Origin of the sequence: Paenibacillus sp. FSL R10-2782, from assembly GCF_038592985.1 — a bacterium.
In the GTDB taxonomy this organism is placed as follows: Bacteria; Bacillota; Bacilli; order Paenibacillales; family Paenibacillaceae; genus Paenibacillus; species Paenibacillus terrae_C.
The window spans coordinates 3,124,932-3,137,560 of record NZ_CP151951.1 but is presented as its reverse complement, the minus strand read 5'-3'; the positions used below and the strand labels follow the sequence as shown (position 1 = coordinate 3,137,560).

Below are 12,629 nucleotides of genomic sequence, written 5' to 3'. Positions count from 1 at the left end.
CAGCGAAGCATATTTACCTACCCAACTTTCCTCACAAGGCGAAATATTCTTTATGACTGTGCAACAGCGATCGTAAGATCAAATCATTCACGGAGCGCCTCACCATAACCAATGATTTTGCCTTATTGCAACTCCCCCACACATTGCCTTCGATATTAGATATACGTTATGATATACTATATTTTATAAGTGATAGACAAAAATGATAGATAAAGACTTGCTGGTCACTGTAAGATCATGCAGTCTGGTTTATTTGTTGACATTCGTCCCGTTTCTTCTGTGTTTTACATTTTGAGAGGAGGATGTTATTTGAAATTACGTGCAGTTCCTATCGTTGTTGCGGCGGTTTTGGCAGCATTGCTGCTGTTCGGAGGATGGTTCATTTACCGTCAGGTTACAATGCAAAGTCCTTTGGAAAAAATAGTTTCCCAATATCCCGGCGTGACAAGCGCTCAAATAGATATTAAACCGGATCAGGTTGTTTTGAATCTGGATCTCAAACCGCAGGCAGATATTGCCGGATTGGTCAATGTAGTTAAGCAAAAAGGACAGCCCATCATTGGCAGCCGTACTGTTAAGCTGGAAATTGCGGATCATTCCAATCCAGCCTTGAATCAGTGGTGGTCTGAGGCCATGTTTCCGGTAGCGGAAGCGATGGAAAATAAAAAATACACCCAAATTACATCGACCGTCGAACTGATGAAAAAGAAAAAATCCGGTATCGAGGCCGATACTGATATGGATTCTAGCAACGTCTATATCCGACTCAGCGAAGGCAAAGCGACTAAGTTTATCGTTTTGCCACGTCAATCTCAGCAAATGGGGGTATGGCCTAATGCCTAGATGGATCAAGGAAGCACTAATCGGCATTGTGCCGGTGACCATTATATTTCTCGTTTTTATCGGGGTGAATATTATCCCTTTTCTTATCGCAGGCTTGATGCTCAGCGGCTTGCTAATGCTCATGCATGCACGTGGAGGCTTGGCTGTAGGGGCCGGGCAAGAACGTAAGCGTAAAAAGAATGGCCCCGACAAGCTGACTTTTGAGGAGATCGGCGGGCAAGAAAGCGCCAAGCAGGAGCTGCGCGAAGCGCTGGATTTTTTGAATCGGCATGATGAAATTTCCAAGTTCGGCATTCGTCCATTAAAAGGTGTTTTGCTTACAGGCCCTCCGGGAACCGGGAAAACACTGATGGCGAAGGCAGCAGCGCACTATACCAATTCTGTATTTGTTGCTGCTTCAGGCAGTGAGTTTGTTGAAATGTATGTAGGTGTTGGTGCAGGCCGTGTCCGTGAGCTGTTTAAGGAGGCCCGCACTCGTGCAGCCAAGGAAAAGAAGGAAAATGCCATTATTTTTATTGACGAGATCGACGTGATTGGCGGCAAGCGTGAGGGTGGACAGCAACGTGAATATGACCAAACCTTGAATCAGTTGCTGACAGAAATGGACGGCATCTATTCGGCAGATACTCCGCGCATTTTGATCATTGCGGCAACAAACCGTAAAGAAATGCTGGACAGCGCCTTAACGCGCCCGGGGCGTTTTGACCGTCATATTCAAGTGGATTTGCCTGACAAAAAGGGCCGTCTTCACATTCTTAAAATCCATGCCAAAAACAAACCGATTCAGGAAGATGCGAATCTGGACAAAATTGCTGAGGAATCTTACGGGTTTTCCGGTGCGCAGTTGGAAAGTGTCATGAATGAAGCGGCAATCTATGCGATGAGACAGGAACAGGAAATGATTGCGCAAAAGCATCTGTCGATGGCGATTGACAAGGTGATGATGGGTGAGAAGACGGATCGTGAATCAACGCTGGAAGAGAAAAAGCGTGTAGCGATTCATGAACTGGGACATGCTATTATGGCTGAAATCGTTCGTCCAGGCAGTGTCAGCCAGGTAGCGCTCAGCCCGCGTGGGAAAGCGCTCGGCTATGTGCGGCATAATCCACAGCAAGAGCATTATTTGTATACCAAGCAGTTCCTGGAGGAGCAGATCATGATCTCGCTCGCAGGGGCTGCGGCGGAAGAAATGTACTATGGCGGTCGCAGTACAGGCTCTAGCAACGATTTTGAGCAGGCGCTGAACATTGTTCATACGATGATGACTTCAGGTTTGACTTCACTCGGCATTATTAACATGGAAATGGTAACAAAAGAAGAGCTCATGCGCGAAAATGGTGAGATTATGGATGACCTGCATAACCGTACATTGGAGCTTCTTGAAAAGCATCGTCCAGTATTCGACAACTCTCTTGATATCCTTATGAAGGAAGAAACCCTGTCCGGGGATCAATTTAGATGTCAATTTAGTGAAAATGCTCTATTACCAGCATAATTTTTTATGCTGGTTATTTTTTTTTACTTTTAGTCCGTGCTAAGATATTATTAGCTATTGGGACATAAACATGTATTTTTCGACAAAGAAGGATACAATATAAGAGAGTGACCAGGAAAGGGTGGAGTAAAGAACCATGCAATTTAAAAAAATCGGCGTCATCGGCGGCGGCACCATGGGACAGGGTATTTCTGAAATGCTCGCGTCCAAAGGAATTGATGTGCTGTTGGTAGAGCAGACACCAGAGAAACTAGACTACGCCTACAATATGATTGAAACGAGTCTGGACAAGCAACTGGAAAAGTGGGCAATCACACAAGCGGAGAAAAAATTGATTTTATCCCGCATCCAGAAAGTTTCCCATTTGGCTGAGCTCGGCAGTTGTGACATGGTCATTGAGACCATTACAGAAAATCTGGACGAGAAGAAAGCTGTTTTCCAAGAGCTGGACCATGTGTGTCCAAGCAACATTATTCTTGCAAGTAATACATCCACGCTGAGCCTGACCGAGCTTGCCAGCTCGACCAAGTATCCTGAGCGTGTTATTGGCATGCACTTTATCTATCCGGTATCCCGCATTGATCTTGTAGAAATTATTCGTGGTTTGAAAACTTCCGACGATACATTTGAAAACACCAAGATGTTCGTTGAAGAAATAGTGGAGAAAAGAGGGGTTATGATTTATGAATCCCCAGGCTTCGTAACAAGCCGTATCATCTGCCTGCTGATCAATGAAGCGGCTCACGTTCTTCAAGAGGGCGTTGCTTCTGCTGAAGATATCGACGATGCTATGCGAATCGGCTACAGCTTCCAAAACGGTCCTTTGGAAATGGCTGACCGCTTTGGTCTGGATTCCGTTTTGGCTGCTCTGGAGCGTATGTTCCGTGAATTCGGCGAATTAAAATATCGTCCGTCCATCGTCCTGAAGAAAATGGTGCGTGCAGGTAATCTGGGCGTTAAATCGGGCGAAGGCTTCTTTAAGTACGACAAGGATGGTGACCGGATATGAAAATTCTCGTAATTAACGCAGGGAGTTCTTCCCTGAAATACCAGCTATATGATATGACGGACGAGTCTGTTCTGGCAAAAGGATTGGTAGAGCGCATCGGTATGGATTCTTCCATCCTGACGCATAAGCCGACCAATAAAGAAGAATACACTGAGGTTAGCGAAATTCTGGAGCATACTACAGCGATCCGTAAAGTGCTGAATGCACTCACAGATGCGGAACATGGTGTCATCTCCAGCACTAGCGAAATTCAGGCTGTGGGCCACCGCGTTGTTCATGGAGGCGAAATCTTCAAGCAGTCAGCAGTTGTAACGCCTGAAGCGAAGAGTGAAATCCGCCGCTTGTTCGACCTTGCGCCATTGCATAACCCGGCTTCCATGATGGGTATTAAAGCGGCTGAATTGAATATGCCTGATGTACCGCAGGTTGTTGTATTTGATACCTCGTTCCATCAAACCATGCCTGAAAAAGCTTACATGTACGCCATTCCAAGAGTGTTGTACAATAAGTACAAGGTTCGTCGCTACGGCGCGCATGGTACTTCCCATGATTATGTAAGCAAGGAAGCTGCCAAATTCATTGGTCGTCCTTTGGAAGAGTTGAAAATCATCACTTGCCACATTGGTAACGGCGGCAGTGTAACAGCAGTTCAAGGCGGCTTGTCTGTAGATACTTCCATGGGTATGACTCCACTGGAAGGACTTATGATGGGGACACGTAGTGGTGATTTGGACCCGGCAATCGTGCCTTATGTGATGAATAAAGAAGAATTGACGGTCAATGAAGTCAATTCCATGCTGAACAAGCATAGTGGACTTTTGGCTATCTCCGGTATCAGCAGTGATATGCGTGAAATCACAGAAGGTATGGAAAAAGGCGAAGCTAATTCTACATTGGCATTTGAAATGTATGAGTACCGTCTGCGCAAATATATTGGTTCGTATGCCGCGGCAATGAACGGGGTGGACGTGATCGTATTCACGGCAGGTGTAGGCGAAAACTCCGTCGTACTGCGTAAGAGAGTGCTGGAGCAACTGACATTCCTCGGTATTGAGCTGGATGAATCGTTGAACGCTATTCGTTCTGGCGAGCCTCGCCGGATTACAACAGCAAATTCGAAGGTTGATGTATTGATCGTTCCGACGAACGAAGAGCTGGTTATTGCCCGCGACACGTTCCGCCTGGTTCAGTAGTTCGACCCAAAGTTTAAACTTTATGCATATACGGGTTACCACTCAGAATAGGTTCCGTATGCGCCAAACAGCGAGAGCAAACAGCCTGACCCAGGGGGAAGGGCTGTTTGATTTTCGGTTAAGAGGAGAGAGACTGTCATGACGAATAAAAGTACGATTGCCCTAGTGGGGCGCCATGTAGGGGAAACGGTTACAATTGGCGCTTGGGTAAATAATAAACGATCTAGTGGTAAAATCCAGTTCCTTCAACTGCGTGATGGTACTGGATATATTCAAGGGGTTATCGTGAAAAGCGAGGTGTCCGAGGACATTTGGAATGATGCCAAATCTTTGACACAGGAAAGCTCTTTGTATGTTACTGGCGTTGTACGCGAAGAACCGCGTAGCCAATCCGGTTTTGAACTGACGGTAACGGGTATTGAAATTATTCATTTGACAGAAAACTATCCGATCACGCCAAAAGAACACGGTGTAGATTTCCTGATGGATCACCGTCACCTGTGGTTGCGTTCCGCCAAGCAACGCGCGGTTCTAATCGTACGTGCGGAAATTATCCGTGCGGTACAGGAATTTTTTAACGGTAATGGCTTTACAAAGGTGGACCCGCCGATTTTGACTCCTTCTTCCGCAGAAGGCACAACAGAGCTGTTCCATATCAAATATTTTGACGAGGATGCTTATCTGACGCAAAGCGGCCAGTTGTATATGGAAGCGGCAGCGATGGCGCTTGGCAAAGTATACTCGTTTGGTCCAACCTTCCGTGCGGAAAAGTCCAAAACACGTCGTCACCTGATTGAGTTCTGGATGATCGAGCCGGAGATGGCTTTTGTGGATCACGAGGAGTCTTTGCGCGTACAGGAGCAATTTGTGAGTCATATTGTACAATCAGTGCTGAAAAATTGTGCAAAAGAGCTTGAAACGATCGGACGCGATGTCTCAAAGCTGGAGCAAATTCAGGGAGAATTCCCGCGCATTACGTATGATGAGGCGATTGCTTTCCTTCAAGGAGAAGGATTCGATATTCCTTGGGGCGAGGACTTTGGCGCCCCGCATGAAACGGCTATTGCTGAGAGATATAACAAGCCAGTGTTCATTACACATTGGCCGACTCACATTAAGGCATTTTATATGAAGCCTGATCCAACTCGTCCAGAGGTTGTCCTGTGCGCCGATATGATCGCTCCTGAAGGCTACGGTGAAATTATTGGGGGTTCCCAACGGATAGATGATCCGTCCTTGATGGAAGAACGTTTTGACGAGCATAACCTGGCGCGTGAAGCTTACCAATGGTATATGGATCTGCGCACCTACGGTACCGTTCCGCATTCCGGCTTTGGACTGGGACTGGAGCGTACGGTAGCATGGATTTGTGGGCTCGATCATGTACGTGAAACGATTCCGTTCCCACGTATGCTGTATCGTCTGTATCCGTAACCGATGACCGGATCATTCGACAAGACATCAGCGGCAGAGTGGGCGGAGGGAGTAGCCTTTGCAATGGAAGCCGGAATGGTCCAGATTCCCTACGCCCTGCTCAAGCATTACCGGACACTTCGACTGACGGATGGAGAGATGCTTCTGCTTATGCAGTTGCTTGCTTTTAAACAAGCCGAACGTAATGAATTTCCAACCTGGGAGCAATTGCAGGCCCGTATCGGATGTACAGCGAACGAAATCGGGCTCTATTTCAGCAAGCTGATGAAGGAGGGTTTTCTGCGGATTGATACTGTGGAAGACCGCAACTCGTCCGTACAATTTGAACGCTACAATCTAACGGGGCTGTACCGTAAGCTGGCGGAATGTATGATACCCGAGCGGACGGAGCAGAGCGATGATGATATTTTGTTTGCCGGAAAACCGGATGTGCTGAATGGGATATTGGAGTCTCCGCCTTCGGAGGAACGGAATTTGTTCACGATTTTCGAGAAGGAATTTGGCCGACCGTTGTCACCAATGGAATACGAGACGATCACCAGTTGGGTGGATCAGGATCGTTATCTTGAGGAGCTGATTTTGCTGGCTTTGAAGGAAGCAGTGTTTGCAGGGAAGGTACATTTCCGGTATATTGACCGCATTTTGCTGGAATGGAGCCGAAACCGTGTCCGTAATGCGCAGGATGCGAAGGAATACGCTCAGCGTTTTCGTGGCGGCGGACGCAGCTAAAGCGATAGACTGAGGTTTTCAGGCAGCAGCAAGGTTTACATTATATGAGCGAACAGCAGCTTTAGCGATAGAGGACACGCCACTCCGAGAGGAGGGTGTGTCCTTTTTTAAATATTTTTTTCGAAAAATATGCAGGGGGAGGAAATTCTCCGGCGTCTATAGTATTGGGAAGGGGGAGAGCGTCATTGATATAGAGAGAATCATTGAACGAATACGGTCTGGTGACCGGCAGGCGTTCCGTGAGATGGTAGAGCTGTACAGCAAGCATGTGTATCATGTGGCCTATTCGGTGCTGCATGATAGCAAAGAAGCGGAAGATGCTGCTCAGGAAGCGTTCGTTCAGGTGTATAAATCTCTCCCCCAGTACCGGAACGAAGGTTTTAAAACGTGGCTGACCCGAATTGCGCTCCACAAGGCGCTGGATATCAAGCGCAAACAGGACAGACGGCCTGCAGAGCTTATAGATGTGACAGAAACCCTCGTACAGCTCCCTTCCCGGGATGAGGATGTACTGGTCCGTCTGATCCGCGAGGAGCGAAATGTGGAATTATCGCAAAAAATCGCCCAGCTGCCCCAGCAGCATCGGGATATTATCAAAGCCTATTATATGCAGGGCAAAACCTACGATCAAATTGCAGAAGAGACGCAGGTAGCCTTGAAAACAGTAGAGTCCAGACTCTATCGGGCACGGCAGTGGATTCGAAATCACTGGAAGGAGGAGGAATGGCAATGACTAACCAACATGATAAACCGTGGACTAAAGGGCAGATGAATGACTGGCACGCTTATATTACAGGAACTTGCACGACAGAGGAATCTGCACGGCTGGAAAAGCTTCTGCTGGAAGATGAGCAGGCGCTGGGTTTATACCTTGTTGCACTGGAGCAGCTGGAGTCGACATTGGAAGATTGTTCTGCCTGGATGGATACGGAGCGCTTCACAGATCAGGTAATGGCTGCTCTTCCCGATAAGGAAGCAGAATCGGGTCAAGCCATTGTCAAAAAACGCCGTTGGTTTGAAAAGCCTGCGTTTCACTACGTAGTTGCGGCAAGCTTGACGCTAATTCTACTGTCTAGCGGTGCTTTTGACAAAATGATGCCGCAAACCAGTGGTAAACCGATTCCTCCGAAAGAACGCGTCTCTTACAGTGAAGAGGTCATGCGGGCTACGACAAGCTGGCTCGACAAATTAAAGCCCTAAAATCAATGAAAGTGGCAGATAAAAAGATTTAAATTCAAACTTCAGATGAGGTTTTTATCAAAATCTCAAGATTAGAGAGGAAGTGTAGCGGTGCCTTATACGGAACGAAGCAAGCTCCTAGCATTTCTGTTAAACATGATTCCCGGTGTGGGACACTATTACTGGACCAGAAAAGCCAATGCGTTTGTATATACCATTTTGTTTTTCGGATGTCTGGCTGGAGGATTTTTTCTAGCGGCGGTTTCAAGTGACGAAATGCCTTTATTGGCCAGTATGTTTGTTGCCGCTCTTTTTTGGGGGCTCAGTATGCTGCATATCATTATTAGCTTGTTGCGTTATGACCCTCGTGCAGTCGCTGCTCCATATCCCCCTCATGCGGGCCCGAATCCATATGGTTTTTACCCCCAAGGTGCGCCATATGGAGATGGTGGCTTGGCGGGCGAGGCTTCGAAGGGAGCGCGAAACGGGGATACGGATATACCAGGAGTAAGAGTGGATTTTGATGCAGGCTATCATCAATTTGCGCAGGGACACTATGGATTGGCAGGTTCGCCTGCTTTTCAAAAAGGCTCGGATAATGAACGCTTTTTCACCATATTGCTGTCGTTCATCCCTGGACTGGGACACCTTCATTTAGGGCTGATGCAGCGAGGTTTGTCTTTCCTGCTGTCCTTCTTTGGCTTTGGAGCTATTCTGGTTTTTATTTCCATTATTACAAATGAATCCGGATTTATGGCGTTTGCGGGCGTGCTGCCGATCATTTGGCTGTATTGCATGTTTGATGCGGTGCAGCATGTACACCGTAAACAAGCGGGAGAAATTCTTCAGGATCGGACCTTGTTTGAAGAACTGGAGCATGGAAGAGTCGAGGGGCGGCGTAGCAAAATGCTGGCTACCATTCTATCGGTATTTCCCGGGGCGGGACATATGTATATTGGTCTGCAAAAACGGGGTCTTCAGCTCATGCTTCTGTTCTTAGGCGGTATTTATGTGCTGGATGTGCTGCAATTGTCTCTCTTTTTGTTCCTGATTCCGGTGGTCTGGTTCTATAGCTTTTTTGATGCGTTGCAGCAGATAAGCCGCTATGGTCGGGAACCGTTGATTGACAAGCCTGTGATTGGTATGCTTGCTCAATATCATCGCTGGGTAGGCTTGGGACTATTATTGTTGGGTGCCTACTACATCGTGATCAACGTACTTGTTCCTACTTTGGATCGTTTGTTTCCAAACGGGGATATTTACAATTTGGTTGATATGTATCTACGGACGATTATCGTATCCTTATTGTTGATTGGCGGTGGTATTTGGATGATGATCGGTAATTCCAAATCTAAACGGATAAAGGAGAAACAATAGGATGGATACTGAGTTTTCAAAGAGTGAGGCTCCCTTTAAGGGAGCCCATCATCCTCATAATGATACAGGAGTCTCTACAGGCATATTTGGTACTTCATCCAAGATAAGCAGCTCCTCCAAAGCACCAAACGCCCCGGCAGGGGTATGGAAGGTTGGAAGGCTGTCGATGGGACTTTTTCTGGTCTTGTTGGGAGGAGTAACGTTTGCCTCCAAGTTTTGGGGAGCGGGCATATTGGATCAGGCGTTGACGTGGTGGCCTGTCGTTTTTGTTTTGCTGGGGCTCGAAATTTTAATGTATACGGCGTGGAAAGGGACACGTGAGCGCATCCGTTATGATCTGTTCAGTATGTTTATTACAGTAGTCTTGGTTTTTTGTTGTATCGGTTTTGCTGTGGTTAGTTCACTGGGACTTACTCCGCAAGTCAGGGATATGATGAGCTCGGTTCAGGAAACAAAACTTCTTCCTGAGTGGCATGAAAAACCGCCTGCTGGAGTGACCAAGGTGATCGTGCAGGGTGAGAATCCCTATGCGGTCAAAATTGACGCAACCACCTCACCGGAGGTGCATGTGTTCGGAAGTTATGTTTACACAGGCAACGAGAATGAATTAAAAGGACAGGAGCTGTATCAGACAAAGCATATCGGAGATACGCTGTATGTGCTACTGGGCCAAATCCCGACACGTTTTATGCAACCCCAGCATCAGCTCGATGTTACGATTGCTGTACCCGAGGGGATTACGGTTACCGTGCGCGATAGTCAGGGAAATATAATTGAAAAATAGGAGGGAAAAACCATGATAACATTAAATCCTGATACGCTTACAGGGCGTGAAAATTATAAGCTGTTAACCGGAAGCATTATCCCAAGGCCGGTGGCCTTTGTGACGACACTGAGTAGCGAAGGGGTGCTGAATGGTGCGCCGTTCAGTTATTTTTCCATCGTAGCTTCCGAGCCGCCGCTGCTGTCTGTGTCCGTACAACGTGTCGATGGGGTGTCCAAAGATACAGCACGTAATGCGATGGAGCAAAAAGCCTTTGTTGTACATATTACCGATGAGGACAATGTGGGTGCGGTGAATGTGACGGCTTCCCGTCTGTCGCCGGAGGAAAGTGAAATCACACTGGCTGGACTTACGCCGATAAAAAGCACAAAAATCGCGGTTCCCGGTGTGGCTGAAGCGAAAATACGCATGGAATGTATCTTGGAGCAGGCCATACCGCTGGGGGGCACAGAGGGTGCACCTGCCTGCGATCTGCTGATCGGGCGCGTGGTGCAGTATCATTTGTCCGAGGAAGCGTATCAAAATACATACGTGATCGCCAAGGAGCTACGTCCGGTGAGCCGTTTGGCCGGGAATGATTATGCGAAGCTGGGAGAGCAATTCAGGCTGGAACGTCCTCAATAGGGGGCGTTGCTTTTTACAGCATAAAGGGTTACGATTATAAAAAAATAGCACGGGAGCCTGCGGAAGCAAGCTGAGAGTACGACTAATCTGTCGTAGACCGTATGAACCTGTTGGATAATGCCAGCGCAGGGACCTTAGTGTAGGAACACTCTGCTTTTGCATAGTGTTTTTTTGTTGTTTTATACACTTGAGCATGTGCATGCTGAAAACCATATCTCTCGGCTGGAAAGAAGCGCAGGCTCCTGTCATCAAAGGAGCAGGGTTCGCTTGATATTGAAATTCCTTTTACTTTATACGAATAATCAGATTCAGGATCGGCAGCAGAAATGGAAGCGGCAAGAGGTTGTCAGGGGGCCGCAGCTATGACTCATAAGGTGTACAAAGCATTAACCATTGCAGGCTCGGACAGCGGAGGGGGCGCAGGCATACAGGCAGATTTAAAAACCTTCCAGGAGCTGGGTGTGTATGGCATGTCTGTCCTGACGGGAGTTACTGCCCAAAATACACGCGGTGTACAAGCTGTTCATTCCGTTCCGGTTCCTATGGTGGAAGCTCAATTACAGTCCATAGGTACGGATTTACCTCCCGATGCTGTTAAAACAGGTATGCTCCTGGGGGCTGAGGTCATTCGCCAGGTGGCCTCGCAAATTTGCCAGTTTCGGTGGCCTAATGTTGTTGTAGACCCGGTGATGATCGCCAAAGGCGGAGCTTCTCTACTTCAAGATGAAGCAATGGAAACGCTAAAATCATATCTGTTGCCGTTAGCGAAGGTAGTCACCCCGAACTTTCCGGAAGCGGAAGCGTTGACAGGCTTAACCCTCTCCAGTCGTGAGGGTGCGAAGGAAGCGGCTCGAATGCTGGCTGGTTTGGGGACCAGCTATATAATCATCAAGGGAGGGCATAGCGCAGAGACGGAACGGTCCGTGGATTTGTTGTTCGACGGGCGAGATTTTACCGAACTGGACGGACCAAGAATTCATACCCCGCATACCCATGGAACGGGCTGCACCTTTTCAGCGGCGCTGGCGGCTGGATTAGCGGTAGGACGAAGTGTACCCCAGGCGGCACAGATGGCCAAGGCTTTTATACAGTCGGCGATTGAGCAGGGCTTGGGTATCGGCAGTGGTCATGGACCAACGAACCATTGGGCATGGAACGCACGCTGGACAGGAGAAGGAGCATCTGTGTGGAGCAGAGCAATGAGGGAGGAACGAAGCAATGCCAAGAATTGAAATAGGACGTATGCGGGAGTGTCTGCATCTTTATTTGGTCATGGGCAGTATGAATTGCAGCCGTGATCCGCTGGTGGTTTTGGAGGAAGCGTTGCAGGGAGGTGTGACCCTTTTTCAATTGCGTGAAAAGGGTGCGGACCGTCTAACGGGAAGTCGCTTGCACGAATTTGCTCAAGCCGCCCGGAGACTGTGCCATCGTTATGACGTTCCATTTCTCGTCAATGATGATGTCGAGCTTGCCTTGGCTGTGGATGCAGATGGCGTCCATCTCGGACAAGATGACGAGCCTGCAGACCGCGTGCGCTCCCGAATGGGCGACAAAATCATCGGCGTATCGGTACACAGCCTAACGGAAGCGGAGCAGGCGGTAAGCGCTGGCGCTGATTATGCGGGCGCAGGGCCGATGTTCCCGACTCGTTCCAAGCCGGATGCGCATCCGGTGCAGGGACCGGATCTGGTTCGCAGGCTGCGTGCAGGTGGTGCATGCCTTCCACTGGTAGGCATTGGCGGCATCACAGCGGACAACGCAGCCGGCGTCCTCCAGGCTGGAGCGGACGGTGTGGCGGTCATTTCAGCCATCTCATGGGCAGAAGCCCCCCGTGAGGCTGCACAAAGTCTGAGAAGCATTCTGAAATGATCAAATGGGTTCAATAATGATACAAAGGCAGTCCGGGACGTTATATACACGTCCAAGGCTGCCTTTGTATTTAAAAAAAAGAGAACGCTCCCC

Annotated in this window: 13 protein-coding genes and 1 riboswitch; all 13 genes read left to right on the top strand. The window is 48.3% G+C overall.

Annotated features, from left to right (window positions below; translation table 11 throughout):
• Window positions 1-309 precede the first annotated feature (309 nt).
• The 13 genes from NST83_RS14050 (at window position 310) to thiE (ending at window position 12,536) form a co-directional block, all read left to right on the top strand.
• Window positions 310-843, top strand: coding sequence for a hypothetical protein (locus tag NST83_RS14050; protein ID WP_342414661.1), 534 nt, complete (start codon window positions 310-312; stop codon window positions 841-843).
• Complete coding sequence (locus NST83_RS14045) at window positions 836-2,338, top strand: AAA family ATPase (RefSeq protein ID WP_342414660.1); 1,503 nt, start codon at window positions 836-838, stop codon at window positions 2,336-2,338. The genes NST83_RS14050 and NST83_RS14045 overlap by 8 nt, the downstream gene beginning before the upstream one ends.
• A 136-nt stretch (window positions 2,339-2,474) precedes the next feature.
• Window positions 2,475-3,347 carry a 3-hydroxyacyl-CoA dehydrogenase NAD-binding domain-containing protein gene (locus NST83_RS14040; RefSeq protein ID WP_342414659.1) on the top strand — a complete coding sequence of 291 codons (873 nt, stop codon included), beginning with the start codon at window positions 2,475-2,477 and terminating at the stop codon, window positions 3,345-3,347.
• Window positions 3,344-4,540 carry an acetate kinase gene (locus tag NST83_RS14035; protein WP_137063426.1) on the top strand — a complete coding sequence of 399 codons (1,197 nt, stop codon included), beginning with the start codon at window positions 3,344-3,346 and terminating at the stop codon, window positions 4,538-4,540. The genes NST83_RS14040 and NST83_RS14035 overlap by 4 nt, the downstream gene beginning before the upstream one ends.
• A 138-nt stretch (window positions 4,541-4,678) precedes the next feature.
• Window positions 4,679-5,974 carry an asparagine--tRNA ligase gene (gene asnS, locus NST83_RS14030; RefSeq protein WP_137063425.1) on the top strand — a complete coding sequence of 432 codons (1,296 nt, stop codon included), beginning with the start codon at window positions 4,679-4,681 and terminating at the stop codon, window positions 5,972-5,974.
• A gap of 3 nt (window positions 5,975-5,977) precedes the next feature.
• Window positions 5,978-6,703 carry a DnaD domain-containing protein gene (locus NST83_RS14025; protein ID WP_137063424.1) on the top strand — a complete coding sequence of 242 codons (726 nt, stop codon included), beginning with the start codon at window positions 5,978-5,980 and terminating at the stop codon, window positions 6,701-6,703.
• A gap of 97 nt (window positions 6,704-6,800) precedes the next feature.
• A complete protein-coding gene (locus tag NST83_RS14020) occupies window positions 6,801-7,436 on the top strand; it encodes an RNA polymerase sigma factor (RefSeq protein WP_137063423.1) in 636 nt (211 codons plus the stop codon).
• Window positions 7,433-7,903, top strand: a complete 471-nt coding sequence (locus tag NST83_RS14015; RefSeq protein WP_342414658.1) for a hypothetical protein — start codon at window positions 7,433-7,435, stop codon at window positions 7,901-7,903. Before NST83_RS14020 ends, NST83_RS14015 begins: the two co-directional genes overlap by 4 nt.
• Before the next feature lie 90 nt (window positions 7,904-7,993).
• Window positions 7,994-9,259 (top strand): multi-tm2 domain protein, encoded by a 1,266-nt coding sequence (locus tag NST83_RS14010; protein WP_342414657.1) that lies wholly within the window; start codon window positions 7,994-7,996, stop codon window positions 9,257-9,259.
• A 1-nt stretch (window position 9,260) separates the two neighbouring features.
• Window positions 9,261-10,043 (top strand): hypothetical protein, encoded by a 783-nt coding sequence (locus NST83_RS14005; protein ID WP_342414656.1) that lies wholly within the window; start codon window positions 9,261-9,263, stop codon window positions 10,041-10,043.
• A 12-nt stretch (window positions 10,044-10,055) separates the two neighbouring features.
• Window positions 10,056-10,667 carry a flavin reductase family protein gene (locus NST83_RS14000; RefSeq protein ID WP_342414655.1) on the top strand — a complete coding sequence of 204 codons (612 nt, stop codon included), beginning with the start codon at window positions 10,056-10,058 and terminating at the stop codon, window positions 10,665-10,667.
• A 39-nt stretch (window positions 10,668-10,706) separates the two neighbouring features.
• Window positions 10,707-10,817: riboswitch (TPP riboswitch) on the top strand.
• A gap of 212 nt (window positions 10,818-11,029) precedes the next feature.
• Window positions 11,030-11,899, top strand: coding sequence for a bifunctional hydroxymethylpyrimidine kinase/phosphomethylpyrimidine kinase (thiD, locus tag NST83_RS13995; RefSeq protein ID WP_342414654.1), 870 nt, complete (start codon window positions 11,030-11,032; stop codon window positions 11,897-11,899).
• Window positions 11,886-12,536, top strand: a complete 651-nt coding sequence (gene thiE / locus NST83_RS13990) for a thiamine phosphate synthase (protein ID WP_342414653.1) — start codon at window positions 11,886-11,888, stop codon at window positions 12,534-12,536. The genes thiD and thiE overlap by 14 nt, the downstream gene beginning before the upstream one ends.
• Window positions 12,537-12,629: the final 93 nt, after the last annotated feature.